Below are 26,987 nucleotides of genomic sequence, written 5' to 3' on the forward strand. Positions count from 1 at the left end.
CTTTTCTCACCTTTATTTTTTTATAAAAAGATAAATACGCCGACTGCTGAAAGTAATAAAATAGTACCTAATAAAAATAATAGACGAGTTGTCGGTGTTGAAGCTTTGCGGCTACCTCTTCTTTCACCAGCGATTCGTTTTCTAAATATCCTAGATAAAATAATAGCTAGGAAACCTCCTATAGCTAAAATAGCTGTAATTACATAGTTAGGTTCTTCTTTTTTTGTTGTCGAAGTTTGAGGGAGTATCATTTTTTCCTGTTTGGCAGATGAACTAGCCACTGTTTTTTCTTCAGACTCTTTATAATTGACCGTTTGAACTGGAATCGTTGGTGACACTTGACCTAGTTCATTGCGTAAAGATAATTTACCATTTTCTAGTGTGAAACTAGGTGGGGTATTCTTTTTAACAAATCCGTAAAAATCCTGCTCTAGATCAATTTCTTTATTGTTGATTTTATTTGGACCTTTAGAAAGCAATTTTTTATGTTCATAGGTAGAAAAGGCATGCTCTAAGATCGCATTGCCGGCTAAGTGTCGCTCGTATTCGCCTTCTTGGTCTGACCAATCACCGACCCCTAAAATAACTTCAATGAGTCTAGTATCCCCTTTTTTGGCAGTAGCGATATAGTTGAAGCCTCCCGTTGGACTTGAGCCGGTTTTTAATCCATCGACCCCTTCATAGCCGTATTTTGCACCTGGCAACGAGTAATTGTAGGTTTCAAAAGTTTCTTCATAAGGCGTATTTGCCATAGTTGTGACAACGGGTTTATTTGTGAATTGTAAAACATCAGGGTATTTTTTAATTAAATTATACGTTAAAACAGCCAAGTCTCTAGCAGTTGATTTATTATCGCCATCTGGATCGATACCTGGTGCTTGGTAAAATCCGCCAAAAGCACTAATTTGTGCTCCGCTAGAGTTAAAGTAAGTGGTATTTGTCATACCCAATTCTGCCGCTTTCTCATTCATCTTACGAATAAAACCAGCTTCATCGTTGTCAGAAACTAGATTTGCCAGCATTAGTGTCGCAACATTTGAAGAAGGAACTGCTACCATTGAAAATAAGTCACGAACAGGATAATCAACTCCTAAGGCAATTTTATTATTGCTTAATGCATAGATTTGAGAAATATTGACATATTTTTCGGTTGCTTTAACTGTTGTATCTAGGTTGAATTTACCTTGTTCCATTGCTTCAAAAGCCAAATACATAGTCATGACTTTGGCAATACTTGCTGGACTCCATGATAAATCAGGTTGATCTTCCCATAAAATCTGACCAGAATCAGCATCAATGACAATCGAGGCTTTTGGTCGGTAACCTTCTTTTATAGGATAACCTGATTTTTTTGCAAATTCCATTAGGTCTTCTTCTGCATAACTTGTTTGCGCAAAACCTCCAAATAAAATACAAGCAGCAAGTAAGAAAGCGGTCGTGGCTTTCCAAAATCTTTTTTTAATGAACATAAAGTTAGATCCCTTCGTTTTTTATACATCAATTTCTGCAGTGAGAAAGTTGCCAAAGTATAAAAGTGCGTAATAACTTTATTTTACTTGAAAAGTGGGTGAAGTGTATACTTTTTTTGCAAATATTTTTGTAATAGAGGTGACAATTTTGATAGATAGAAAAGTATATATTTTTTTTGCAAATATTAAGCAATAAAGCCTTGAAAATTACTGAAAAAAAGTGCATTATAGAAGTAATACTTAAAAGACATATTTTGAAAGGAAGTCGTCATGTCAGAGCGTGGATTATTAATTGTACTATCAGGTCCTTCTGGAGTTGGTAAAGGAACAGTACGAAAAGCAATTTTTGATAGTGAAGAGAATGATTTTCAGTACTCGATTTCTATGACTACCCGTAAAATGCGGGAAGGAGAAGTAGAAGGAGTAGATTACTACTTCCGCACAAAAGAAGAATTTGAAGCAATGATCGAAGCTGGTGAAATGCTGGAATATGCACAGTACGTAGGAAATTATTACGGAACGCCACTTTCTTACGTTAACCAAACGCTTGATAAGGGAAAAGATGTCTTTTTAGAAATCGAAGTCCAAGGTGCCGAACAAGTCAAAGAGAAAGTGCCTGATGGTGTCTTTATTTTTCTCACACCACCAGATTTGTCAGAGCTTAAATCACGAATCGTTGGTCGTGGTACGGATGACGATGATGTAATTGAAGAAAGAATGCGTGTGGCTCGCGAAGAAATCGAAATGATGGCATTATATAATTATGCCGTTGTGAATGATAAAGTACCATTGGCTGTAAAACGAATCAAAGAAATTATCGCGAGTGAACATTTTCGCGTTGATCGAGTAATCGGAAAATATATTAAAATGTTGAAGGAGATGTAGCCTTATGATGCTAAAACCATCTATTGACTCATTATTAAAAGAAGTACCATCAAAATATTCTCTTGTGATCTTAGCAAGCAAACGTGCCCACGAATTAGATGAAGGTGCACAACCAACACTTGAAAGTTTTGAATCTGTAAAAAGCGTAGGCCAAGCATTAGAAGAAATCGACGCTGCAACAGTAATCAACGATCCACGCCCAGAAGAAAAACGCGAAAGAATGCGTATGGCAAAAGAAGAACAAAAAATGAGACATGAACAAGAACAAAAAGAACTTGAAAATCGCATCCGCGAAGAGAAAAAAATGTAATACAAACCGACTAAGATATACCATTCTGAAGGCAAGTGAATGCGGCGAACTTTGAGTACGTCACATACTTGATTAAAGAAAAAAACGATTGATTTTCTTTTATTAGCAGTAAATCACTGCTTTAAGAAATCAGTCGTTTTTTAGATTAAATGCTCAGTCCAAGCAAATGTTATAGCTTTAAGCGGCAAGTACGTTTGTGTCTCTGTCAAATCAATATAGCTATGTTTCTTGATTCTTGCATAATTAATTAAATAGGTCATTTTTAAGTTTAGATTGATAGCCTCTAGAGATATAATCTATTTGAAACAGAAATAAAGGACACAAGACAAATACTGGATTCTTTAGTACAATAAGCAAAGAAATGAACAATAGGATGATTTTAGAGAACGGAGGAATGTTTATGAGAAAAGCGGCACAAGTGATTGTTGATGTACCAACAATGCAGACAGACCAACCGTTTACTTATTTGATTCCTTTTAACTTAGAAGGACAATTGGCCGTTGGCATGCGTGTGGAAGCGCCTTTTGGTAATGGCAACCGTCATTTGCAAGGGTTTGTGATGGCGATAGATGAAGTTTCAGATGAAGTGATTTCTGCGCAAAAATTTGAATGGAAAGAAATTCTTTCTGTTTTAGATTTAAAACCTGTGCTGAATACTGAACTGCTGGAACTAGCTGATTATATGAAGGAAAAAACATTTGCCTTTAAGATTACTTGTCTACAAACGATGCTGCCAAGTGTGATGCGGGCAGATTATCGAAAATACATATATTTAACGGATGAATTAGACGAAGGAAGCCAAGATGAGTTGTTCTATGGTTTGGATGAAATCGCTTGGGATGATGCTTTAGCGCGTAATATTTTGCCGCAATTGATGCAGTTAAGAAAGCAGCAAAAAGTCGATATTCGTTATGAAGTCAATACACGGAATAAAGTAAAAATGATTCGCTATATCCAAGCGCTGAAAAATTTTGAAGAACTAGAAGAAGCACGTATGGACTTACGCAAAGGCTCGCAAAAAAAAGAGCAGTTGATTAACTATTTGCAGCAATTAGGCATCGAAAAAATGACCACGGTCAAAGAAATGAAGGAACTAGGCTTTAGTACAGCTATTTTAAATGATGCAGCGAATAAGCGGTGGCTGACATTTATTGAAACAGAGGCTTATCGAGATCCGTTTGCGGAGCATACTTTTGAAAAAACGACGGCCTTATCTTTGAATGATGAGCAACAAAACGCAGTGGATAAAGTGCTTGGTTCAATGAATCAAGGCGTAAGTAAAACCTATTTACTGGAAGGCATTACCGGCAGTGGGAAAACAGAAGTTTATCTTCAAGTGATTGCAGAAGTGTTGAATCAAGGTAAGACTGCAATGATGCTGGTTCCAGAAATTTCCTTGACGCCGCAAATGGTTCATCGCTTTAAGAGTCGTTTTGGAGATCAAGTTGCTGTAATGCATAGCGCACTATCTCAAGGGGAAAAATACGATGAATGGCGGAGAATTGAACGTGGAGAAGCCCAAGTAGTGGTTGGTGTTCGTTCTGCGATTTTTGCTCCATTGGAAAACCTCGGTGTTGTAATCATTGATGAAGAGCATGAAGCAAGCTACAAACAAGAAGAAACACCTCGCTATCATGCGCGCGATTTGGCTATTTGGCGTGGAGAGTATCATCATTGCCCTGTTGTCTTAGGAAGTGCGACACCATCATTGGAATCACGAGCTAGGGCGCAAAAAAATGTCTATGAGCGATTGGTATTGACTCAGCGAGCAAATCAGACGGCAACGTTACCCACAATCGATATCGTAGATATGCGTGAAGAAATTCAAAATAAAAATACTTCGTCCTTTTCACTAGCACTTCAAGGAAAAATACAGGATCGTTTAGCTAAAAAAGAACAGATCGTCTTGATGCTAAATCGCCGTGGCTACTCCTCTTTTGTGATGTGTCGGGATTGTGGCTATGTGTTACCTTGTCCAAACTGTGATATCTCGTTGACTTTGCATATGGATACGAAAACGATGAAATGTCATTATTGTGGTCATGAAGAACGGATTCCGTATCACTGTCCAAATTGTGGCGGGGATAAAATCCGCTATTACGGAACAGGAACTCAAAAAGTGGAAGAAGAATTAAACGCTCTTTTCCCAGAGAGTCGAGTGTTGCGCATGGATGTTGATACAACTCGAAGAAAAGGCGCACATGAGAAGATTTTGACGGCATTTGGTAATCATGAGGCAGATATTTTATTAGGAACACAAATGATTGCTAAAGGCTTGGATTTTCCTAATGTTACGTTAGTTGGAGTATTAAATGCTGATACTGCACTAAATCTACCAGATTTTCGTTCAAGTGAGCGAACGTTTCAGTTGTTGACTCAAGTTAGTGGACGAGCAGGACGAGCAGAAAAACCTGGTGAAGTGATCATTCAATCATTCAATCCTGAACATTATGCGATCCAGTTGGCTAAAGCTCAAGATTATGAAGACTTTTACCAAAAAGAAATGTACGTCCGTCATCGCGGAGACTATCCGCCGTTTTATTTTACAGTCCAAATTACAGCTAGTCACTCAGAAGAAAACCAGGCGGCCAAGCAGATGTTTGAAATTGTTAAAGAGTTGAAAGAAGGATTGTCTGATCAAAGTATTTTACTAGGCCCAACGCCTAACGCTATTATGCGGGTCAATAATCGGTACTTTTATCAAGTGATCATTAAATATAAAAATGAACCCAATTTACAAAATATTTTAAAAAAAATACTGACTGACACCCAAAGAGCGACAGCACATGGATTGAAATTATCGATCGATGCTGAGCCAATGAATTTTATTTGATACACTTATTGTTGATATGACTAAAAGATGTTTTTTAAGAAAGGAAACTTAATGCGCTATCCTATAGTGATACACCCTAATGAACGACTGAAACAAAAAGCAAAACCAGTAACGATGATCACCGATGAAACAATCACCCTTTTAGAAGATATGTATGAAACGATGATTGCCCACGATGGTATTGGTTTAGCGGCACCTCAAATCGGTAAAAATCTTCAGCTTGCAGTCATTGAAGTAGATGAAGAAACAGGGTTGTTTGAATTGATCAATCCTGAAATCATTGAACGAAAAGGTACGGATATCGATGTAGAAGGCTGTTTAAGCATTCCTGAAACTTACGGAACTGTTGAACGAGCGGATGAAGTAACTGTGCGTTATTTTGACCGTGAAGGAGACGAGATCGAAGTAACAGCTTATGGCTATCTTGCCAGAGCCTTTCAACATGAAATCGATCATTTAAACGGTGAATTATTCATTGATAAGATCATTGAACCGATCAAGCCAGAAGATTTAGATGCATATATGGAGGAACATTTTGATGACTAAAATTATATTTATGGGAACACCTGCTTTCTCTGTTCCTGTTTTAGAAGGATTAATTGAAAACGGCTATGAAATCCAAGCCGTAGTAACACAACCAGATCGCCCAGTTGGACGCAAAAAAGTAATTACACCAACGCCAGTTAAAGAAGCGGCACTGAAACATGAGTTACTTGTTTTACAGCCAGAAAAAATCTCAGGCTCACCTGAAATGGAGAAAATTATTGAACTTGCGCCTGATTTGATCGTAACAGCAGCTTTTGGTCAGTTTTTACCAGAGAAAATTTTAAATGCACCTAAATTTGGTGCAGTCAATGTCCATGCATCATTGCTACCAAAATATCGTGGTGGTGCCCCAGTTCATTATTCGATCATCGAAGGTGAAAAGGAAACAGGAGTTACAATCATGGAAATGGTGAAAAAAATGGATGCGGGCGATATTCTTTCTCAAAAAGCGATCCCGATCACTAAAGCTGATGATGTAGGGACAATGTTTGATAAGCTAAGCATCGTTGGAAGAGAATTATTGTTAGAAACATTACCTAAAATTTTAGCGAAGGAAATCACGCCAATTCCTCAAGACGAGACCAAAGTGACCTTCTCTCCCAACATTACCAGAGAGCAAGAGCAAATCGACTGGAATAAAACCGCTGAACAGGTCGATAATCAAGTGCGCGGTATGCGTCCATGGCCGACAGCATTTACAACATACAATGAAATCAATTGGAAATTATGGGATGTTACACCTTTAGATGAAACGACTGAAGCTGTTCCAGGAACAATCATTAAACGCAGCAAAAAAGAACTATGGATTGCTTGTGGTAAAGGAACAGTTCTTTCAGTGAATATCCTTCAACCATCAGGCAAAGGAAAATTATTCATTCAAGATTTCTTAAATGGGGTTGGTAAAACAGTCGCAGAATCAGATAAGGTGGGTTAATCAATATGGGAAAAAAAATACCAACAAGAGTAAAAAATTCGGTTCGTTACGTAGCATTAAGAACGATTGAGCGCGTGGACAATGGCGGAGCATACTCTAATTTATTACTAAATGAAATGATCAACAAATCTGCTTTAGGTGAAAAAGACAGCCGTTTATTCACAGAGCTTGTGTATGGAACGATCAGTCGTAAATTGTTACTGGAATATTATTTGACCCCATTTATTCAAAATCCTAAAAAAGTGGATAGTTGGGTGAAAAACTTACTTAGTTTGTCGATTTATCAATTAGTCTTTTTAGATAAAATTCCTGATCATGCAATCATCAATGAAGCGGTGGAAATCGGTAAGCACAGAGGAAATATCGGAATTGCTAAATTTGTTAATGGTGTTCTTCGTGCGTTTCAGCGTGAAGGTGCGCCTAGTTTAGATAAAATCAAAGACCCAGTAGAACGCTTATCTGTGGAAATTAGTATGCCTCAGTGGTTGACAGAAAAACTGATCAAACAAATGGGAATAGAAGAAACCAGAAAATTAGGTTTGTCTCTTTTTGAAAAAAGTCATGTTAGTGGTCGTGTCGATACTCGTGAAATCAGTATAGCTGATGCGCTAGAAGAACTACAAAAAGACCATATTGAAGCTTCTGCCAGCCAAGTTTCGCCTTATGGTGTGGTGGCAGATAAAGGCTTTTTAGCAGGGAATTATTTATTTACAGCAGGAAAACTAACGATTCAAGATGAAAGCTCGATGTTAGTGGCGCCAGCGATGCAAATTGAAAAAAATCATGTTGTTTTAGATGCCTGTGCGGCACCTGGTGGAAAAACAACGCATATTGCGACTTTCCTTGATGCTTCACAAGGAGGACGAGTGAAATCGCTAGATATTCACGATCATAAAATAAAATTAATCAAACAAAACGCTGAACGTCTTCATGTAAAAGAAGTTGTCGATACTGAAAAATTAGATGCGCGTAAAGTAGGCGAAGAATTTCCTGCTGAATATTTTGATCGAATTTTAGTGGATGCGCCGTGTTCCGGTTTAGGCTTAATGCGTCGTAAACCAGATGTTAAATACAACAAAACAGCTCAGGATTTTGAACAATTACCTGAAATTCAACTAGAAATTCTAGAAAGTGTTGCACATACATTGAAACAATGCGGTATAATGGTCTATAGCACATGTACAATTGCCGAAGAAGAAAACCAAGAAGTTGTAGCAACATTTTTAAAGAAACATCCAGAATTCAAAAAAATCGATGTGGCAGTAAATGAAGTTGTTCAGTCTGCGATAAAAGATCAAATGCTGACATTATACCCGCATCAATTAGGAACGGATGGCTTTTTTATTTGTTGTATGCAGAAAGTTTGTTAAACGAGGTGAAGCATAGTGGAAATCAATTTTCAAACAGATGTCGGACGAAAACGAAATACTAATCAGGATTATGCTGGTTTATTTGAAAACCAATCAGGTGTTTCTTTAGCGATTTTAGCTGACGGGATGGGCGGGCATCAAGCTGGAGACGTAGCCAGCCAGATGGCGGTCAATAATATAGGTGTTCGTTGGCAGGAAAGCGCAGTCGAAACGTCAGAAAAAGCTGCTCAGTGGCTGATTAAAGAGATCCAAGATGAAAATGAGCTGATCTATCAAAAAGGTCAATCCCAGCCTGAATACTTAGGGATGGGGACGACGATCGTCAGTGCTGTGTTGTTGGATCGATCATTCGTATTAGCTAATATTGGGGATAGCCGGGCTTATTTAGTACGCAATAACCAATTACGTCAGCTGACAGAAGATCATTCCTTAGTCAATGAGCTGGTTAAATCAGGCGAAATTACTCGAGAGATGGCTGCGAATCATCCAAGAAAGAATGTTTTGACACGTTCATTAGGAATGCCGGGAATGGTAGAAGTTGACGTAACCAATCATCTTTGGGTACCAAATGATTATATCTTGCTATGCTCAGATGGGTTGACGAATATGGTTTCAGAAGAAGAAATTTTAGCTATTTTACTTTCAGAAAAACCGTTAAATGAAAAAGTTGATGTATTGATCGCTACAGCAAACGAAGCTGGCGGAGTAGATAACATCACCGTTTTAGTGATACATTTTGATGAGCAAGAGGAGGAAAACCAATGATCGAAATCGGCAGAAAATTGAATGGCCGGTATCATATTATTGGCAATATCGGCAGTGGCGGTATGGCAAATGTTTTTTTAGCTCATGACTTGATTTTGGATCGTGATGTAGCAGTAAAAGTGCTACGTTTTGACTTCCAAAACGATCAAGCAGCGATTCGCCGCTTTCAAAGAGAAGCATTAGCTGCTACTGAATTGGTTCATCCGAATATCGTCAGTGTTTATGATGTAGGTGAAGAAGACGGTTTGCAGTACTTAGTTATGGAATATGTCAAAGGGATGGATCTAAAACGATTTATCCAGACTCAATACCCAATTCCATATGCGAAAACTGTAGATATCATGGAACAAATTTTATCGGCAGTATCGTTAGCCCACGAACATAGAATTATTCATAGAGATTTAAAACCGCAAAATATTTTGATGGATGAAAGCGGCGTTGTAAAAATCACAGATTTTGGAATCGCAATTGCGCTGACAGAAACGTCCATCACACAAACTAATACCATGTTGGGCTCTGTCCACTACCTATCTCCGGAACAAGCGAGAGGTAGCATGGCAACCAATCAATCAGATGTGTATGCAGTTGGGATTATTTTATATGAGATGCTGACAGGAAACGTACCCTTTGATGGTGAATCGGCAGTAACGATTGCCTTAAAGCATTTCCAAGAAGAAATTCCGTCAGTCAAAACATTTGATTCCAATATCCCTCAGTCGTTGGAAAATGTGGTGCTGCATGCGACTGCTAAAGATCCAGCTGACCGCTATAAAACGGCAGAAGAAATGTCGCGTGATTTATATACTGTATTGGCAGCGAACCGCTTAAATGAGCCAAAATGGCAGCCGACAGGATTGATGGGAGAAACAAAAATCTTAACACCGATCACAGACGAAATGGCGATGCCGTCTTCTTTCAATTCGATGGAAACGCCGCCGGAAGAACGGAATGAACACGAAGAAATCGAGCAGCAAGAAGCTGCAGAAAAGAAGAAAAAAAATAAAAAGAAGCCGTTGATCATCTTTTTGATTTTATTAGCATTGGCGTTGATTATCGGTGGAGTGTTCTATTTTGCTGGTAGAGGTAGCAGTGAAGTCAAGATTCCTAATGTTTCAGACAAAACAGAAGCAGAAGCACGAAAAACGCTTGAAGATGCTGGGCTAAAAGTCAAAGCAGAAACAAAAGAAATTCCTGATGAATCTATCGATGAAGGCAAAGTCGTTAAAACAGATCCAGCAATAGATTCTACGGTGAAAAAGAATCGAGAAATCGAACTTTATATAAGCTCTGGGAATAAGAAAATCAAACTTGATGATTATTCTGGAGAAGATTATAAAGATGCCATCGAAGCGCTAGGCAAACTAGGATTTAAAGAGAGTCAAATCAAAATTACAAAAGAAACTGACTCTAAAATCGATGAAGACAAAGTCATCAGCCAGACGCCAGAAAAAGGTGAAGAAGTCGATCCAAAATCAGATGAAATCACATTGGTTGTTAGTAAAGGACCAGATGATGTCTATTTAGCGGACTATGCAAGTCTAGGCTATAGTTATAACAATGCGGTGACCGAATTGTTAAGTTATGGAATCAAAGAAAGTCAAATTACCCGAGTAGATAAACCAAGTGATACCATAGAAAAAGATTTAGTTATTGCACAAAATCCGGCAGCAGGTAATCCGTTTAACCCTAAAAAGGGCAAGATCACATTAACTGTAAGTTCTGGACCAGATAAAACAACAACGACTAGTTCTGAATCGAATACAATTGTTTTAGGTAGTTATGCAGGAAATTACACGTATCAAAATGCGGTAAATGCGTTGACTAACCTAGGGCTTAAAGAAAATCAAATTTCAAGAGTTGATGAAGCTAGCGATTTACCTAAAGATACTGTTATTTCACAGGATCCAGGAGCAGGCGCAACCTTTGATCTTAAAAATGGGAAAATTACGTTAAAAGTTAGTACGGGACCAAGTAATGTTAGTATTCCTAACTTAATTGGACTTTCTCCAGCAGAGGCTAAGTCTCAAGTAGAAGGTGCTGGCTTGAAGTACGTAGAAGGATCTGGGGATACGTCCAAAGGGAAAGTGACAAGTGTTTCACCAAGCGTTGGTGATAGCGTTGCAAAAGGAACATCTGTTACTGTCAATTTCTCAAGTGCAACGGATTCAACAGGGAATGAAAATAGTTAATTAAGTAGCTTAAAGTGATTAAGATGAACATTGTCTTAATCACTTTTTTTATACGAAAAAGCGATTTCTCTAGCCCTGCATTTAGCTTTTCTTCAACCTATGGTAAAATGGAACTAATAGAAACGAGGAGGTGGCATTTCTGAAAGGTCAAATCAGAAAAGCGATAAGTGGCTTTTACTACATTTATGCAGATGGAGCAACATTTCAAACGAGAGCCCGTGGAAATTTCCGTAATCGAAAAATCACCCCATTAGTTGGCGATGAAGTCATGTTCGAAAGTGATAATCCAACTGATGGCTATTTACTTGAAGTATTTCCTAGACATAATGAATTGGTTCGCCCGCCAGTAGCTAATGTGGATATCGGAGTAATTGTTATGAGTATGGTTGAACCTAACTTTTCATACAATTTATTGGATCGCTTTTTAGTTACGTTGGAAGATAAAGGAATTGCGCCGATCATTTATTTGACGAAAATCGATTTACTGAATGGGACAGAATCAGTTGGTGTGACCGAGGTTAAAAAAGTCTATGAGGAAATTGGTTATCCAGTAATTGCTGCAACAAAAGCTAATGACGAAGCAGCGATTCACAAACTAGAACAGTATTTTCCAGAACGTTTGACTGTTTTTATGGGACAATCTGGTGCAGGAAAATCAACCTTATTAAATAAAATTTCTCCTGATTTACAATTAGCGACGAATGAAATTTCTGAATCGCTAGGTCGAGGGAAACATACCACACGTCATGTAGAACTGTTGCCATTATATGACGGTTTAGTCGCAGATACGCCAGGATTTAGTTCAATCGACTTTTTAGAGATGGAAACAACAGAGCTGCCAAAACAATTTCCGGAATTTGTGGAAGCCTCATCTTCATGTAAATTTCGGGAGTGTATGCATCGCAAAGAACCAGCTTGTGAAGTGAAAAAACGTGTAGAAGCAGGAACGATTGCTCAGACACGTTATGATAATTATCTGCAATTTTTATTAGAAATAGAAGATCGTAGACCCGTTTATAAGAAAAAATAGCGAATAAAAAAACTGTAAAATTAAAGGAGCGATTGTAATGAAGCTAGCACCATCGATTTTAAGTGCTGATTTTGCCAATTTAGAAAGAGATATTCAATTAGTCGAAAAATTAGGAGCAGACTACATACATGTAGATGTGATGGACGGACAATTTGTACCTAACATTACTTTAGGTCCTAACGTGGTTTCTGCGATTCGACCAGTGACTAAATTGCCGTTGGACGTTCATTTGATGATTGTTCAGCCAGAAAATTACATTGAAGCATTTGCCAAAGCCGGCGCTGATATTATCACGGTCCATGAAGAATCAACGCCGCATATTCATCGTGCTGTGCAAATGATCAAGGCCTCTGGTGTAAAAGCTGGTGTAGTGATCAATCCTGGGACTCCCTTGTCAGCAATTGAATATGTGTTAGATTTAGTCGATCAAGTTTTGATCATGACCGTAAATCCTGGGTTTGGCGGACAATCATTTATTGAAAGCTCGTTAGATAAAATTGCTCAATTAAAAGAGTGGAAAGAAACAAAAGGCTATACGTATGATATCGAAGTAGACGGTGGAATTGTTCCTGAGACAGCGAAACGCTGTAAAGAAGCAGGTGCCAATGTTTTTGTAGCAGGTTCTTATATCTATGATTCGGAAAGTCCCAAAGACCGTATCGAGGCACTGAGAGCTGTGTTGGACTAATGAAAATTCTTCTTGTGGCAGGCGGTTCGCCTGAAGAGTGGCCGCAGTTGAACTCGGAGGATTTTGATTATATTGTGGGAATCGATCGAGGTAGTTTATATACTTTGGAACATGGCTGGTCATTAGATTTGGCAGTGGGAGATTTTGACTCTTTAACGAATGATGAACAACAGACCGTTCAAAAACAAGCCAAAGAACTTGTACAGGCACAAGCAGAAAAAGATGATACAGACACGCAATTAGCTTTAGCGCTAGCTGTCCAAAAGTTTCCAAAATCGGAAATCACGATCATTGGTGCAACAGGCGGTCGTTTGGATCACTTCTTAGCGAATCTGTGGCTGCCGTTGGAACCACGTTTTCAAGATTTTGCCCATCAAATAAAAGTAAAAGATCATCAAAATAGCATTGCCTATTATCTTCCAGGAGACTATGTGGTGAAAAAAGAAGCAAGGATGGATTATTTAGCTTACTGTTGTTTAACACCCGTTAAAAACCTGACGTTAGCAGAAAGTAAATATACTCTGGAGCATGTTGATGTTGCGATTCCTACTTCTTATGCAAGTAATGAATTTGTAGGAGAAACTGCTGAATTTTCATTTGATGCAGGAATGATAGCGGTGATCCAAAGCCGAGATAACAAATAAAAAAAGCTGAACGGCATGCCGTTCAGCTTTTTGATTACGTTCTATTAAACACGCTCGATTTTACCAGATTTCAAAGCACGAGTTGACACCCAAACTTTTTTAGGTTTACCGTCTATTAATACACGAACTTTTTGCAAGTTAGGTTTAACAGTACGTTTAGTAGCGTTCATTGCATGTGAGCGGTTATTGCCGCTGCTTGTCTTACGACCAGTAAAGTAACATACTTTTGCCATTTTTAGTTTCCTCCTTTGCTTTGATCTTGGAGCGATAGTTTTCAGCTCATACTAACTTAATTTATCATAGAAAGCAGTTTTTTGCAAGGGGATGAGGAGGAAAATAAAAAAAGTATAAAAAGCTATCTAGAATATGCTAGATTGAATCTTGTAAATCTAGGATTTTAAAGAATTAATAGGATAAAAAAGATGGAACATATAACTAGTTCCATCTTTTTCACTTATTTTTCTGATGTCTTACGCAGGTTTCTCGCATAGAAAACGCCAATACAGGTTGTAATGCAAGAAAATAAAATTTTGAGTGGTAAGAAAGTAACTGCAATTGTTGACATCATGAACAAGAAAATTAAAACTAATAGTAAATTTAGCTGTTTTTTATCCATCATTATTCCTCATTTCATAAATTATGTTACAGCAATAGCGATAATTCCTATTCCAACACCAACTCCGACTGTTGAGCACCATCCACAGTTTAAAAGTTTTTCTTGTTGTTCAACCATATTAATTGAGTTCATTCCGAATCCTCCTAAATTATATTTTTTTATAAAATTCCTTATTCACTTATTTTAAGTCACTGTAATAACGCCTACAGCAATGCCAACACCAATTCCGACACCTGTCCAAAAATCGCCAACATGACCGTTCAATAATTGTTCTTCAATTTCTACAAAGTTAATAGCTTTCATTAGAATAATTCTCCTTTCAATATTTTTACTTCGTTAACATCAAGTTAATGTATTTTCTTTCAGAAATAATAGTTGTTAAAATTTCCAAAGCCAAATTGGCAGCATAATGGGGGGAATCCAATTCATAATTTTTACCTCCTGGTTACTATAATTTTCAATTGTTATGTTAAAGCAATTACGCCACCAACAACAATTCCAATGCCAACACCTTGCCAAAAACCATTTAGTACTTTGCTGTTAGTTTCTTCAAATTTAATCTTGTTCATAATTTTCCCTCTTTTCTTTCATTCATTTTTTTGTTGTGCACACTTAAAGTATAGGATGATTTGTTGATTCACGGTTCATTTTTCCTCATATCTTATTTTTTTCACTTATTCGTTTTCAAGTATTTTTTTTATAACGTTTAAGTATTCCTAAACGTTAAGTGAATCAATAAAGGCAAGAATCATGGGTTTTGAGAGAAAATGGTTTATTGCAGGGTTCCATACATATAATGAAAACAGATAAATAAAAGGAGTGATTGAAATGATCGGAATGGCATTAGTAGAAGAAAGTAATCACGTATTGAGAAGTGTAAACGATGTGAAGCTATCAGATGTATTAAAAGATAGCTGTTTAATAGATGAGTTAAGTTTTGATACATATGATTATGATACAAATAATTTCTTAGATTTGTTGGATTATACAGAATTTCAAGACTATACAGATTATGTGTTCGTTAGCTTGTCAAAGTCGGTTCGTCTACCAAAGATTGTTGATTTTCTTAACAAGTTTAGTGAAGTGACAAAATTTCATTTTGTATCTATCAATGAAGCGTCAGATGAAACAATGGAACAATTTGTTGATAGAAAAAAATTATCTTCTAAAGAAAAAGCAGACGAGCCTTCAGAAGATATCTTAAAAAATGGTTTAATGGCATTATTTACAGGTGTCTATCCTAGAGTATTTAGAAAGAATATAATTAAACATTTATATTTTGAACATGGGACAGACCTAGCTAAGATCCATCCATCCGTTTATCTGAACTGTGCAATCAATCATGGGGTGTATATTGATGAGTCTCAAGGTGTGGGATATACATCAGAGAGGAATATTCCTGGTGTAGTTATGTTTAAAGACTCTTTAAACACGTTTGTTAAAGACGAGGAATTAGAAGAGTTGTCAGAGGAAAGGCTAAATCAGCAATTTGAAGTATTTAGCCGGACGGGGACAGTTGCTTGGGAAGAACGTAAAAATGGCATAATTGATTATTCTGATATGTTGTCTCTTGGATTAGCACGAAGATTATTCATATTTGAAGATGGGATTTACTTAGATTATAGGCGAACAAAAAAGCTATTTAGTGATATAAGTCGTTCTTTTGCAGAAATTGAGTTAGCTAAAAGTGGGTTTGATCAAAAACAAGACAAAAATGGTTTGTATGAAGTTTTTCCGCTATTAGTAAGTCTTGCGCTTTCCCTAAAAGACAATCAATTATTTTTTGTTACACCGTTCAATGATAATCAATTTGAAGCAATTTATTTAGAAGTATATCCAAGTGAATGGATTGTTTTATCAACTAGCGAAAGTTACTTGGCTTTTCATATTCAAAGCAATCGGACATTTGAAGTAAACCAGTTATTTGTTGAGATATTTGAAGCACAGGTTAAGGGGTGTACAGAGCTAGTGAAAGATAAAAACAGCGAAATAACGGACGAAGTGATTGAAGAACAAAAGGAGTTGATGTTAAGTGTATGAAACTCTATTTTTTGGCACATTCAAGTCAAAATTAAAGGAGGAAATAGAAATCACAAATAATATTTATCAAGAGCCGGTATTCGCCAGTTATTATGAGTCTATCGCTCAAGGAAATATGAATGGAGATTTAGACTATTACTTAACTAGCTTCAATGAAAATGACCGGGTATTAGAAATCGGCACAGGAAATGGGCGAATCTTAAAACCATTACTAAGACAGGGTATTGAAATTTATGGTATTGAGCCTGAAGAAGAAATGTTGACATTTTTAAATGAAGAAGAAAAAAGTCGCGTGTATATCGGAGGAATTGAAGACATTCATCATTTTGAACATTCTGGAAATTATACTCATATCATTATTCCAGCTACATCGGTCTCCTTATTTGATGAGCAATTTTTTTTAACCTTTTTAAAGAATGTAAAACAATTATTAACAAGTAAAGGCAAGATTCTCTTTGATTTTCTCAGTCCAGATTGCATAGCAGAGTTGCATGAGAAGGTTTCTGTCGAAAAGATTAATGATCAATTGTTTATGTCAGGAAACTTTATAAAAGAGAAACAGTTTATCTATAACATTTACACAAAAACAACTGATGGAGAAAGAAAGTTAGGGTATTCAGTTAAGAACATTTATTCAGTAGACCAAGTAAATAAGCTGAGCGCGCTATTTGGGTATAAAGCTCATGTTTTAAGAGATCATAAAGGCTATGTCATGATGGAGGTGGTAAATGATGAACTATAATTATATAGTTCCAATGGGAGATATTTCGTCTGTAAATAATAATAAATTAACACCGATAAGAGCAGAGAATGAATATATCTTTGATCATAACCAGAAAAGGTTTATAGACCTTAGAAGTGGATTATGGAATGTGAATCTAGGTTATAGGACAGATTTGTACGAAGTTATTCAACAGCGATTAAGTGAGCAATTTTCAACAAACCTAACTTATTTAGATATTCACTCATTTCACCATCCACTCTATCAAGAGTATTCAGAAAAATTATGTACATTTGTCGATGCTGAAGGGAATTATTCACAGCTCATTTATACAAATAGCGGATCTGAATGTACTGAATTAGCTCTGAAATTATCGCGGCAAATCAATAAGCAAAAAGTTAAAACTCTAGCTTTTTCAAAAGGATATCATGGTACTTTTTGGGGTGGTATGTCAGTGAGTGGCTTGGATCAAGAAGTTACCCAAGTTTATAATCCTAAATTAAGTAATATGGAGTTTGTAAAATTTCCAGAAAATAAGTCGGAAGAAGAAGAACTATTAACCTATATTGAACAACATCATTATGAATATAGTGCAATGATTATTGAACCTATTTTAGGATCAGCAGGGGTGAAAATTTCATCGGTCCTATTTATGAATAAATTAGGCAAATTATTGAAGCAGAATGATATTACGATCGTTTTTGATGAAGTGGCTACAGGTTTTTACCGAACAGGTAAACGTTTTTTCTTTCATTATCTAAATTTTAAACCAGATATGATTAATCTTAGTAAAGGAATTAACAATGGCGTCTTACCTTTTGGAACTGTTTTATTATCCAACGACCTTACTAAAAAATTGAAAAAAGAAAGTTTAGAACACTTTTCTACGCAAAATGGGAACCTTCTCGGAATAATCAGTGCACACGAAACCTTAAATTACTATCAAAAAAATGAACTAGAAGTTTTAGAAAATATAAAAGGATTAAATGAAGTTATTTTTAGAGGATTGGAAGAACATAATATTGCGTGTAGAGGTATAGGATGTATGTTCGCAATAACGATAAATAATCCTTCAGCCTTACAATTGATTATTAATGCATTAGAACAGGCAGGAATTTTGTGTTACCAATACTTTAATTCATCTGAAGATAACGGGCTTACACTAATGCCATCGTATTACACAGATTCTAAAAAAATAGTACAGGTAGTAAAACAGATTGCTAAGGTGGTGAAATCATATGCTTGATGTACAACAGTTGAAAGTACAGCATGTTCTTTTTGAGTATGTACAGTGTAATGAGGAAGTCTATATTTTTAATACGAAAAATGAGCGGATGGTCAAAACAACTAATGAAATGATTGTCTATTTGGAAACATATGAGCCTGATAATAATCATAATGACCCATTAGTTGATAAATTTATTTTTGGTGCAGGGAAGAGGAAGTTTTTGGAGTTTAAATTAAAAGGGTTTAGTATCCCTAAACAATTTTTTTCAACATTTTTATATTTTATGGAGTTTAAATATACATCGATTCTGTGCAAACTTTTTGCAATAATTGGTGTGTTGCTACTGCCTATTTTTCTTCAAAAAGGATTCAATAGTTACACAGCGGGAACCGCTGAATTTAGCTGGTTAATGTTGTTTGGGTTATATGTCAGCCAAATTGTGATCACTATGCTTCATGAGTTAGGTCATTATTATTATTATCAAAAATATATTTCCTCTAATAAATTTCGTTTTGGTTTCTTACTAAGATATTTTTTTTTATTTATGTTCTATACAAATGTTAACTTTATGGATCATCTTTCAAAAAGGAGACAATTAAAAATCATGATGGCAGGTGTTCAAACACAATTGATTATCAGCGGAATACTATGCACAGCTATGCTATTTAAAACATCAGAATTCCTTTTAATGTTATTTTTCTTAAATCTTTTAAATATTGTTATTAACCTAGTTCCATTTATAAAAACAGATGGTTACTGGATAATCAACTTATTGATTGGATCCGAAGATTATATGCTCGCTTTTAAAAATTGGATTAGAAGAACAAATAAGTCAATAAAGGGTTCTGAATTACTATTAGCTTTGTTTAACGTTGCTGTCATTACATATGTACTGGTTAACGGATTAAAACAGATTATACAAGTTTTCTTTTGAGGATGCTTATTAAGGAAGGGAAGGATATATATGAAAAATGTATTGATTGTTGGCTCTGCTGGTTATTTAGGACGATCGTATATTCAAATGAATAAAGAAAAATATCATTTTTGGGGTATTGATAAAGTAAAAGGCGATCATAGTGAAGAAGTGGTGCATAAGGAATTTGTGGCGGATGTTACAGATTTATGGAGTATAAAGCAAGTGAAAGAAGAACTTGAAAAAGAATCAGTTGAGATGGACGCTATCATTTTCTCAATTGGAATCAATCCTATTCAGAGTTTTTATAGTATTAGTGAAGAGACATGGGATAAAACATTTTCGGTAAATCTAAAGTCGGTTGTATTTATGATCAAAGAACTCTATTCCATTTTTAAGGAGAAGGTTTCAATTGTACTTATTGGTTCGCAAAATGGTGTAGTTGGTCATGAGCACCGAATTGACTATGGACCATCAAAAGCAGCACTTATCCAATTAGCTAAAAATCTAACACTAGATTTTGAAGCAGATAATGAAAAAGATATTAAAGTTAATGTTGTTTCTCCATCTTACATTTTAAATCATAGTAATGAAAAATTATTGAAGGACTCTTTCGAAGGGAAAAAACTATTGAAAAAAATCCCTTTGAAAAAATTTGTGCAGTTGGAAGATGTAGTTGGAACCATCGATTTTCTATTATCAGACTACAGTAAAGCGATTCGAGGACAAAATATAATTGTGGATTATGGTTACACAATCGTTTAAATGAAAGGACTAGATAAAATGAGCTTAGAAATCAAACAACTAAAAAAAACAATGAATGAACGTGAAATATTAAAAGAAATCGACTTAACTATTCCAGAAGGTGAAATTTATGGGTTCTTAGGCGCGAATGGTGCGGGGAAAACAACAATTTTTAGACATATTCTAGGGATTTATACCCCTGATGAAGGAACAATTAAATGGAAAGGGAACTCAATAAATCGGTTTGACACTGCGAAAATAGGATACCTTCCAGAAGAACGCGGTTTATATCCAAAAAGAACTGTTAAACAGCAATTAGCTTTTTTTGGTAAACTGCATAACATGAATAAAAAAGAAGTAGAAAAAAGTATTGAATTTTGGTTAAATTTTTTTGAAATCCAAGAAAATTTAGATCGCAAAATCAGTGAGCTGTCTAAGGGAAATCAACAAAAAATTCAATTTATTGCTTCAGTTATTCATAATCCAGAGTTGATCATACTAGATGAACCATTCTCTGGGTTAGATCCAATCAACGCTAACCAATTAAAGGATGCCATTCTCTTTTTAAAAGAAAGTGGATCGACGATTATTTTTAGTTCTCACCAAATGGCAAATGTAGAAGAAATTTGTGAAAATATTTGTATGATCAAAAAAGGAGAAGTTCTGCTGAGTGGTAATTTACAAGAAATTAAGGACAGCATGGACAAGCGAAGAATTACCATTCAAGCAGATTTTGAAAGAGAAGTATTGAAAAGAGAGTTTGCTATTGAGTCTTATCAGGAAAGTGACAATATTGTTTCGTTTTATACACAAGATAAATTTGTTGCGAAAAAAATTCAACAATTTATTTTTCAATCTGAAAATATTCAACAATTTAGAATTGAACCAATTTCCTTAAATGATATCTTTTTAGAAAGAGTAGGTGAATAACATGAAAAATATGTTGACGATCGCAATTGAGACATATAAACAGAAAGTAGAGTCGAAAGTGTTTATCATTATGCTCTTTGTATTAGCTTGTGGCACATTTTTTGGAATGAATTATGAAGGGATTTTTAAGAGTGATGAGCCAAGCAAAGAGAATGTTCTTGTGGTGTCAAAAGACAAACAACTTGTTTCTACTTTACAAGAAGCAGGAGTGGACTTAAATATTTCTTTTGTTAAAGGTGGTGGTAAGTTGTCAGAAGCTAAAAAAGAGCTGGAAGATGCTGATGGCAAAACAATTTTGATGCTAGATAAAAATGAGTCAGGCTTATATCATGGTAAAATTTATTATCAAGGTGCTGCGCAGCATAATATTTTTGAACAATTGCAAACATTAGTAACTGCCTTGAATCAATCAATTAAATTGCATCAGCTAAATTTAGATGAAACGCAACAAAAATTTTTGAATGCAAGCACGACTGTTCCAATGGAGTCACTGGATGGAGATCAAGATAGTTCTGCTCAAACATTAATGTTAGTCTATGTTGTAGGGTTTGTTCTTTATATGGCAGTTATGCTTTTTTCTACGATGGTGGCGCAAGACATTGCAGTAGAAAAAAGTTCTAGAGTAATGGAAATTTTATTGACGACAATCACGCCAGTTCAGCATTTAGTAGGAAAAATAGTTGGTATTGGCATGGTGGGCTTGACTCAAGGTGCCGCTATCGGAGTCTCAGCGTATGCATCTTATAAAATGTTTGGCGATAGCACTGGAGTGTTTGGTTTTTTAAGCGAAGGAAAAAATGGTCAAGCAATTGTGCTAGCTGTGGTTTGCTTCATCTTGGGGTACTTGATTTATTCAGTGACAGCAGCAATTTTAGGGTCACTGGTATCGTCAGTTCAAGAAGTTCAACAACTGATGTATATTTTAATTATTCCACTATTTATTGCTTTATTTATGGTAATTATTATGGCGACTGGAGCAGGAAGTAACCAAGTTATCGCAATTTCATCCTACCTACCATTTTTATCACCCATTGTTATGTATGCAAGATATATGCTAGGGGATGCAACGATGACTACGTTCATCATTGCTATGGGTATCAATTTAGGAGCTACTGTCGTTTTAGCATTAGTAGGAAAAAGCGTTTATCAAGGTGGTGTATTTATCTATAGTGGAGACAAACTTACAACTATTTTGAAAAAAGCATTTAAATCAGGGAAGTATTATGCTCAAAATTGAGACAAGTAATTTTGTTGCTGAAATTCCTTATAAAACGCTTGAAATGATTCAACAGGCAAACGGAGAAAAAATTATTTTTTTTGCGCTATTTAAATTGTTAGACAAAATAAAATCAGAACTTAAAAAAAATAGTTACAGAGTTGTTTTCCTGATAAAAGGAGAGGTTTATTATAAAAATATAGTAGCAAGTAATATACTCGTATACAAGAGTGAACATGTTGAAGACCTGGATGCATCTAAACACTATATTCTTGTATTAAAAAAATATGATGAAGATAAAAATTTAAAAATCTTAGCTAGCATTAAAAGAAAGTTGAAGAAATATAATTGTGGATTTGATGAAATTGATGTGAGGGATTTAGGGATAGATTTGTTTGGAGAACTATTTATTATTGAGACTGTGTTAGTAACTGATTTAGGTTACTAACGCAATTTTTTTATTAGAAAAAGTTGACAAATAAGTTAGCGTTAGATTAGAATTGAATAACATAATGTAGCGTATAATTATGTGGATACGTGGGGTACGATATGATTGCATTTTTAATTGCTATTCAATTCATCTTTATATACATTAATTACAAAATATTGACTTCGGAGAAAGTAACTTTAATTGAGTCCTTACTATTGGTATTTTTATCTATTCTAGTTGGTTTTGTCTATTCTCTAGTTGGCACCTCTCTTGGAGAAGTTGTGCTGATTTCTATGCTAATGTTATTAGCGGTATTTATCAAAAGAAAAAAATATATAGAAATTATTGGAATGATGAGTTATTCATTAGTAATTTTGATCATGTGTAATCACTGTGTGACATTAGTAGATATGCATGTTTTTGAAGGGACGAATCTTTTTTCTAACAATTATTTCTTAATAATAAATCAAGTTATTGGTTGTTTGTTTTCTACGGCGGTTAGTTTAAGTGTAGCCAGACTCTTAGTGTATGCAAATGATAGAGTAACTATAACTGCTGAAACTAAGGTGCTTATTTATGTGATTGGTATAATAACTTCTTCTATTCTATATGTATTACTCTTTTTTGGCATTGTTCCAGGCAACCGCATAGACTTAATAGGTTTAAATTTATTTTTCTTAGGTATTTATTTAATTGTTTCTCTGATTACATTTTTTATGTACATTAGCGCAATAAGAGATAAATATGAGATGCAACAAAAAGAAAGAGAATATTCAGAAAACCAACGTTATATGGAGCTTATGGAAAATCAATATAAAGAAATGAGAAAATTTCGCCATGACTACAAAAATATATTGAACTCATTAGAAGATTTTATTGTTGATGAAGATTACGATGGATTGAAGGGTTATTATTTTAATAAAATAAAAAAGACCTCACATATTATTGATCAAAATGATTATAAAATGGATGCTATAGGGAATATAAAAGTAAGAGAAGTGAAAAGTATTATAGCGTCTAAACTGATTTCAGCTCAAGAAAAAGAGATTGATGCACAAGTAGAGGTAAATGAAATAATAGATTTTCTTTCTATAGACTCAGTAATTCTAGTCAGGGTGCTAGGGATTTTTTTAGATAATGCAATAGAAGAGTTAGAATATATTGGCGAAGGAAAACTTGCAGTTGCGTTGTATAAGGATGAACATGCGGTCCATATTGTCATCCAAAACACTTGCAGAGAAGATATACCTAAATTTCACATACTCAAAAAAAGAGGGTTTTCCACTAAAGGAGATGCCAGAGGTGAAGGGTTGAGCAATGTTCAGGATTTAATAGCACCATTAGAAAATGTCCGTTTGGCTACATCGATCAATAAAAATCTATTTACTCAAAAATTAACAATAGACAACACGGAGAGGATGTGAACGTAATGTTATCTATTATCATTTGTGAAGATGATTGGAGGCAGCGTCAAACAATTGAGATGTATGTCAAAAATTATATCATGATGGAGAGTTTGGATATGGAGTTGGCATTTTCTACTGGTAATCCATTGGAAGTATTGGAATTTGTTAAAAGTAAGCCAAAAATGATTGGACTTTATTTCTTTGATGTTGATTTACAGCATGAAATGTCAGGATTGACTCTAGCAGCAGAAATCAGAAAATATGATGATTTGGGAAAAATAGTTTTTGTCACTACCCATGGAGAATTATCTTATCTTACATTTACTTATAAGATTGAAGCGATGGATTACATCATAAAAGATAACAAAGGTGATCTTCAACGCAGAATTTGTGAAAGCATACAGTTAGCTCATGAGCGGGTGACTAATGACCGTGGCAATCAAAAGAACTTGTTTAAGTTAAAGGATGGAGATACTGTTCGTTCTATTGATACCGCAGATATCGTTTTCTTTGAATCGTCTGCGGCATCACATAAAATAATTCTTCATTTAGAAAATGGAGAAATCGAATTTTATGGCGCCTTGAAAGAGATAGAAGAACAATGCAATTCTTTTTATAGATGCCATAAATCATACTTAATAAACCGAAACCATATCAGTAATATAATAAAAAGTGAAAGAACAGTTGAAATGAGCAATGGTGAAACCTGTCTCGTTTCTGTAAGAGCTATGAAAAATTTATGAGTTTTCAAAAGCAACATAGACCCTCAAGGTTTTATGTTGCTTTTTTCGTTTATTTCAGTTTGACAATTCCCTTCAAACGATGTAAATTATACAATTATTGGTAAATTTGATGAGACGCTCTATAATTATCTGGATAAGTTCCTTTTCATTGAGGTACGGCTATGTTAAAATATTATAGAAGAAAATAGGGCAATTCTGCTCTTTAAGGAGGCTTTCATCAATGGCTGTAAAAATCAAAACACCAGCAGGTACCATTGAGATTACCAATGAGGTTATCGCCACAGTTGTTGGCGGTGCTGCGACAGATATCTATGGAATCGTCGGTATGGCTAGTAAAAACCAAATCAAAGATAATTTAAATGGCATTTTGCGTAAAGAAAATTATTCTAAAGGCGTTGTCGTACGTCAAGAAGAAAATGGCGTTGCGGTCGACGTATATACAATCGTAAGTTATGGAACAAAAATTTCAGAAGTTTCTCGTAATGTACAAGAAAAAGTAAAATATAACCTTGAAACACTATTAGGTGTGACAGCTAATTCAGTCAACGTATTTGTGCAAGGTGTTCGTGTGTTGCCTGACTAGGTAGCCAGCTGCCAAATAGATGAACTATCATCTATTTGCAGGAATCTCAAAGGAGGATTTTTTAGGTGAATGTAACAGAAATCAGTGCAAGTCAGTTCCAAGAGATGGTTCAGGCTGGCGCGAGTCGTCTGCATGTGAATGCAGAATATGTCAACTCATTGAATGTTTTCCCTGTGCCAGATGGCGATACAGGAACAAATATGAACTTATCCATGACAAGCGGAGCGAAAGCAGTAGCGGATTCTCGCTCTGAAAAAGTCGGGGAACTAACAACGATTCTTTCAAAAGGCTTATTAATGGGTGCTAGAGGAAACTCTGGTGTTATCTTATCGCAATTATTCCGTGGTTTTTCTAAGCAAATCCCAGATGTTGAGACGTTGAATGCAAAAGATTTAGCAGCAGCGTTTACTCATGGTGTAGAGACTGCTTATAAAGCAGTAATGAAGCCGGTAGAAGGTACAATTCTGACTGTTTCCCGTGAAGCTGCCCGTTCTGGTGAACGTAAAGCAAAAGAAACCGATGACTGTATCGAAGTAATGGAAGCGGTCGTTAAAGGTGCCAAACGTGCGTTAGCTAAAACACCCGATCTTTTACCTGTGTTAAAAGAAGTTGGAGTAGTTGATAGTGGCGGTCAAGGTTTGTTATTTATTTACGAAGGCTTTTTAGAAGCTTTATCAGGTGAATTTTTAGCGACAGAAGTTTATGAACCAAGTCCAGGTGAAATGGATGAAATGGTCAATGCAGAACATCATCGTGGTGTTAGCGGACATGTAGCGACTGAAGATATTAAATTTGGTTATTGTACAGAAATCATGGTTCAAATCGGTGAAGGTCCAACAGTGGACAGTGACTTCGATTATGAAACATTTAGAAATTACCTAAATGAACTAGGAGATTCTCTGCTTGTTGTCAATGACGATGAAATCATCAAAGTACATGTGCATACAGAACATCCTGGTGAAGTCATGAACTATGGTCAAAAATTTGGTTCATTAGTAAAAATCAAAGTAGATAATATGCGTTTACAGCATGAAACCTTAGTGGAACATGACGCCAAAGCAGCAGCTCCAAAAGCACGTGTCCCATATGCGGTTATTGCGATCGCAGCAGGAGACGGTGTTCAAGAATTGTTCCGTAGTCTAGGTGCGAGCTATATTATCAGTGGCGGTCAAACAATGAACCCAAGCACAGAAGATATTCTGAAGGCTGTTAAAGAAGTTAATGCTGATCAAGTAATTATTTTACCTAACAATAAAAATATCTTCATGGCGGCCGATCAAGCAGCAGAAGTAGCAGATATTCCAGTAGCAGTCGTTCCAACAAAAACGATTTCTCAAGGAATGACAGCAATGCTTGCGTTCAACGATCAGCAGTCTCTTGAAGATAATAAAACAACAATGACAGAAATGATCGAAAGTGTAGTTAGCGGGCAAGTAACAACTGCTGTACGTGACACAACGATCGATAATGTCGAAATCAAAAAAGATGACTATCTAGGAATGATCGACGGTAAAATCGTCGTTTCTGAACCAGATATGTTTAAAGCATCATTGGACACACTAAAACGCATGATCGATGAAGATACAGAAATCGTTACGATTATTGTGGGCGATGGCGGTACAATGAAAGAAGCTGAAAAATTCGTAGAAGCATTAGCTGCTGAATATGAAGATTTGGAAACAGAGCTTCATGAAGGCGGACAACCTGTTTATCCGTATCTATTTTCAGCTGAATAATAAATGACTTATCGAAGC

Annotated in this window: 25 protein-coding genes; 23 read left to right on the forward strand and 2 right to left on the reverse strand. The window is 35.7% G+C overall.

All coding sequences use genetic code 11. The features are described from left to right. Positions 1-20 precede the first annotated feature (20 nt). Positions 21-1,469: a DUF1958 domain-containing protein gene (locus tag JZO69_RS11785; RefSeq protein WP_207113070.1), complete on the reverse strand. Its 1,449-nt coding sequence runs from the start codon at positions 1,467-1,469 to the stop codon at positions 21-23. Positions 1,470-1,739: 270 nt separating this feature from the next. On the opposite strand from JZO69_RS11785, the gene gmk reads away from it, so the two are divergent. The 11 genes from gmk (at position 1,740) to JZO69_RS11840 (ending at position 13,663) form a co-directional block, all read left to right on the forward strand. Then, a complete protein-coding gene (gmk, locus tag JZO69_RS11790; protein WP_207113071.1) occupies positions 1,740-2,354 on the forward strand; it encodes a guanylate kinase in 615 nt (204 codons plus the stop codon). A gap of 4 nt (positions 2,355-2,358) precedes the next feature. Then, positions 2,359-2,664, forward strand: coding sequence for a DNA-directed RNA polymerase subunit omega (rpoZ, locus tag JZO69_RS11795; RefSeq protein ID WP_207113072.1), 306 nt, complete (start codon positions 2,359-2,361; stop codon positions 2,662-2,664). 400 nt (positions 2,665-3,064) lie between these two features. Next, the gene (priA, locus tag JZO69_RS11800; protein WP_207113073.1) at positions 3,065-5,497 is read left to right on the forward strand and encodes a primosomal protein N'; all 2,433 of its coding nucleotides are present in this window, start codon (positions 3,065-3,067) and stop codon (positions 5,495-5,497) included. Positions 5,498-5,548: 51 nt separating this feature from the next. Next, the gene (def, locus tag JZO69_RS11805) at positions 5,549-6,043 is read left to right on the forward strand and encodes a peptide deformylase (protein ID WP_207113074.1); all 495 of its coding nucleotides are present in this window, start codon (positions 5,549-5,551) and stop codon (positions 6,041-6,043) included. Next, on the forward strand, positions 6,036-6,977 hold the full coding sequence (fmt, locus tag JZO69_RS11810) for a methionyl-tRNA formyltransferase (protein ID WP_207113075.1): 942 nt from the start codon (positions 6,036-6,038) through the stop codon (positions 6,975-6,977). The genes def and fmt overlap by 8 nt, the downstream gene beginning before the upstream one ends. A gap of 5 nt (positions 6,978-6,982) precedes the next feature. Next, on the forward strand, positions 6,983-8,347 hold the full coding sequence (gene rsmB / locus JZO69_RS11815; protein WP_207113076.1) for a 16S rRNA (cytosine(967)-C(5))-methyltransferase RsmB: 1,365 nt from the start codon (positions 6,983-6,985) through the stop codon (positions 8,345-8,347). Between the two features lie 15 nt (positions 8,348-8,362). Continuing rightward, a complete protein-coding gene (locus JZO69_RS11820; RefSeq protein WP_207113077.1) occupies positions 8,363-9,112 on the forward strand; it encodes a Stp1/IreP family PP2C-type Ser/Thr phosphatase in 750 nt (249 codons plus the stop codon). Further along, complete coding sequence (pknB, locus tag JZO69_RS11825) at positions 9,109-11,301, forward strand: Stk1 family PASTA domain-containing Ser/Thr kinase (protein ID WP_207113078.1); 2,193 nt, start codon at positions 9,109-9,111, stop codon at positions 11,299-11,301. The genes JZO69_RS11820 and pknB overlap by 4 nt, the downstream gene beginning before the upstream one ends. Positions 11,302-11,431: 130 nt before the next feature. Next, positions 11,432-12,331, forward strand: coding sequence for a ribosome small subunit-dependent GTPase A (gene rsgA, locus JZO69_RS11830; protein WP_207113079.1), 900 nt, complete (start codon positions 11,432-11,434; stop codon positions 12,329-12,331). A 37-nt stretch (positions 12,332-12,368) separates the two neighbouring features. Continuing rightward, entirely contained in the window at positions 12,369-13,019 is a 651-nt protein-coding gene (gene rpe, locus JZO69_RS11835) for a ribulose-phosphate 3-epimerase (RefSeq protein WP_207113080.1), read from the forward strand. After that, positions 13,019-13,663, forward strand: a complete 645-nt coding sequence (locus JZO69_RS11840; RefSeq protein ID WP_207113081.1) for a thiamine diphosphokinase — start codon at positions 13,019-13,021, stop codon at positions 13,661-13,663. The genes rpe and JZO69_RS11840 overlap by 1 nt, the downstream gene beginning before the upstream one ends. Before the next feature lie 44 nt (positions 13,664-13,707). Here the strand turns inward: JZO69_RS11840 and rpmB are convergent, their stop codons facing one another. Beyond that, positions 13,708-13,896 (reverse strand): 50S ribosomal protein L28, encoded by a 189-nt coding sequence (rpmB, locus tag JZO69_RS11845; RefSeq protein WP_010761898.1) that lies wholly within the window; start codon positions 13,894-13,896, stop codon positions 13,708-13,710. Between the two features lie 1,211 nt (positions 13,897-15,107). On the opposite strand from rpmB, the gene JZO69_RS11850 reads away from it, so the two are divergent. From JZO69_RS11850 to JZO69_RS11905, 12 genes are all read left to right on the forward strand, one after another. Beyond that, on the forward strand, positions 15,108-16,319 hold the full coding sequence (locus JZO69_RS11850; protein ID WP_242586773.1) for a hypothetical protein: 1,212 nt from the start codon (positions 15,108-15,110) through the stop codon (positions 16,317-16,319). Further along, a complete protein-coding gene (locus JZO69_RS11855) occupies positions 16,312-17,061 on the forward strand; it encodes a methyltransferase domain-containing protein (protein ID WP_207113083.1) in 750 nt (249 codons plus the stop codon). The genes JZO69_RS11850 and JZO69_RS11855 overlap by 8 nt, the downstream gene beginning before the upstream one ends. Then, complete coding sequence (locus tag JZO69_RS11860; protein ID WP_242586775.1) at positions 17,048-18,286, forward strand: aminotransferase class III-fold pyridoxal phosphate-dependent enzyme; 1,239 nt, start codon at positions 17,048-17,050, stop codon at positions 18,284-18,286. Before JZO69_RS11855 ends, JZO69_RS11860 begins: the two co-directional genes overlap by 14 nt. After that, a complete protein-coding gene (locus tag JZO69_RS11865; RefSeq protein ID WP_207113084.1) occupies positions 18,279-19,202 on the forward strand; it encodes a hypothetical protein in 924 nt (307 codons plus the stop codon). The genes JZO69_RS11860 and JZO69_RS11865 overlap by 8 nt, the downstream gene beginning before the upstream one ends. 30 nt (positions 19,203-19,232) lie before the next feature. After that, complete coding sequence (locus JZO69_RS11870; RefSeq protein WP_207113085.1) at positions 19,233-19,946, forward strand: SDR family oxidoreductase; 714 nt, start codon at positions 19,233-19,235, stop codon at positions 19,944-19,946. Positions 19,947-19,964: 18 nt separating this feature from the next. Beyond that, positions 19,965-20,855 carry an ABC transporter ATP-binding protein gene (locus JZO69_RS11875; protein ID WP_207113086.1) on the forward strand — a complete coding sequence of 297 codons (891 nt, stop codon included), beginning with the start codon at positions 19,965-19,967 and terminating at the stop codon, positions 20,853-20,855. Position 20,856: 1 nt separating this feature from the next. After that, on the forward strand, positions 20,857-22,092 hold the full coding sequence (locus JZO69_RS11880) for an ABC transporter permease (protein WP_242586777.1): 1,236 nt from the start codon (positions 20,857-20,859) through the stop codon (positions 22,090-22,092). Beyond that, on the forward strand, positions 22,079-22,519 hold the full coding sequence (locus JZO69_RS11885; RefSeq protein ID WP_207113088.1) for a hypothetical protein: 441 nt from the start codon (positions 22,079-22,081) through the stop codon (positions 22,517-22,519). Before JZO69_RS11880 ends, JZO69_RS11885 begins: the two co-directional genes overlap by 14 nt. A 101-nt stretch (positions 22,520-22,620) precedes the next feature. Continuing rightward, positions 22,621-23,925 (forward strand): sensor histidine kinase, encoded by a 1,305-nt coding sequence (locus JZO69_RS11890; RefSeq protein WP_242586779.1) that lies wholly within the window; start codon positions 22,621-22,623, stop codon positions 23,923-23,925. A gap of 5 nt (positions 23,926-23,930) precedes the next feature. Continuing rightward, a complete protein-coding gene (locus JZO69_RS11895; protein WP_207113089.1) occupies positions 23,931-24,650 on the forward strand; it encodes a LytR/AlgR family response regulator transcription factor in 720 nt (239 codons plus the stop codon). Between the two features lie 220 nt (positions 24,651-24,870). Next, on the forward strand, positions 24,871-25,233 hold the full coding sequence (locus tag JZO69_RS11900; RefSeq protein WP_010761897.1) for an Asp23/Gls24 family envelope stress response protein: 363 nt from the start codon (positions 24,871-24,873) through the stop codon (positions 25,231-25,233). 65 nt (positions 25,234-25,298) lie between these two features. Next, entirely contained in the window at positions 25,299-26,969 is a 1,671-nt protein-coding gene (locus JZO69_RS11905; RefSeq protein ID WP_207113090.1) for a DAK2 domain-containing protein, read from the forward strand. Positions 26,970-26,987 lie beyond the last annotated feature (18 nt).

It is taken from the genome of Candidatus Enterococcus ikei (assembly GCF_017316105.1).
In the GTDB taxonomy this organism is placed as follows: Bacteria; Bacillota; Bacilli; order Lactobacillales; family Enterococcaceae; genus Enterococcus_L; species Enterococcus_L ikei.

What these genes read in the sequence shown, in the direction of transcription:
- priA (WP_207113073.1), top strand. Translation starts at nt 3,065, where the DNA reads ATGAGAAAAGCGGCACAAGTGATTGTTGATGTACCAACAATGCAGACA.
- fmt (WP_207113075.1), top strand. Translation starts at nt 6,036, where the DNA reads ATGACTAAAATTATATTTATGGGAACACCTGCTTTCTCTGTTCCTGTT.
- JZO69_RS11850 (WP_242586773.1), top strand. Translation starts at nt 15,108, where the DNA reads ATGATCGGAATGGCATTAGTAGAAGAAAGTAATCACGTATTGAGAAGT.
- rsmB (WP_207113076.1), top strand. Translation starts at nt 6,983, where the DNA reads ATGGGAAAAAAAATACCAACAAGAGTAAAAAATTCGGTTCGTTACGTA.
- JZO69_RS11840 (WP_207113081.1), top strand. Translation starts at nt 13,019, where the DNA reads ATGAAAATTCTTCTTGTGGCAGGCGGTTCGCCTGAAGAGTGGCCGCAG.
- JZO69_RS11785 (WP_207113070.1), bottom strand. Translation starts at nt 1,469, where the DNA reads ATGTTCATTAAAAAAAGATTTTGGAAAGCCACGACCGCTTTCTTACTT.
- JZO69_RS11885 (WP_207113088.1), top strand. Translation starts at nt 22,079, where the DNA reads ATGCTCAAAATTGAGACAAGTAATTTTGTTGCTGAAATTCCTTATAAA.
- def (WP_207113074.1), top strand. Translation starts at nt 5,549, where the DNA reads ATGCGCTATCCTATAGTGATACACCCTAATGAACGACTGAAACAAAAA.
- JZO69_RS11875 (WP_207113086.1), top strand. Translation starts at nt 19,965, where the DNA reads ATGAGCTTAGAAATCAAACAACTAAAAAAAACAATGAATGAACGTGAA.
- JZO69_RS11890 (WP_242586779.1), top strand. Translation starts at nt 22,621, where the DNA reads ATGATTGCATTTTTAATTGCTATTCAATTCATCTTTATATACATTAAT.
- JZO69_RS11895 (WP_207113089.1), top strand. Translation starts at nt 23,931, where the DNA reads ATGTTATCTATTATCATTTGTGAAGATGATTGGAGGCAGCGTCAAACA.
- JZO69_RS11865 (WP_207113084.1), top strand. Translation starts at nt 18,279, where the DNA reads ATGCTTGATGTACAACAGTTGAAAGTACAGCATGTTCTTTTTGAGTAT.
- JZO69_RS11870 (WP_207113085.1), top strand. Translation starts at nt 19,233, where the DNA reads ATGAAAAATGTATTGATTGTTGGCTCTGCTGGTTATTTAGGACGATCG.
- rpe (WP_207113080.1), top strand. Translation starts at nt 12,369, where the DNA reads ATGAAGCTAGCACCATCGATTTTAAGTGCTGATTTTGCCAATTTAGAA.
- rpmB (WP_010761898.1), bottom strand. Translation starts at nt 13,896, where the DNA reads ATGGCAAAAGTATGTTACTTTACTGGTCGTAAGACAAGCAGCGGCAAT.
- rpoZ (WP_207113072.1), top strand. Translation starts at nt 2,359, where the DNA reads ATGATGCTAAAACCATCTATTGACTCATTATTAAAAGAAGTACCATCA.
- JZO69_RS11880 (WP_242586777.1), top strand. Translation starts at nt 20,857, where the DNA reads ATGAAAAATATGTTGACGATCGCAATTGAGACATATAAACAGAAAGTA.
- pknB (WP_207113078.1), top strand. Translation starts at nt 9,109, where the DNA reads ATGATCGAAATCGGCAGAAAATTGAATGGCCGGTATCATATTATTGGC.
- JZO69_RS11900 (WP_010761897.1), top strand. Translation starts at nt 24,871, where the DNA reads ATGGCTGTAAAAATCAAAACACCAGCAGGTACCATTGAGATTACCAAT.
- gmk (WP_207113071.1), top strand. Translation starts at nt 1,740, where the DNA reads ATGTCAGAGCGTGGATTATTAATTGTACTATCAGGTCCTTCTGGAGTT.
- JZO69_RS11860 (WP_242586775.1), top strand. Translation starts at nt 17,048, where the DNA reads ATGATGAACTATAATTATATAGTTCCAATGGGAGATATTTCGTCTGTA.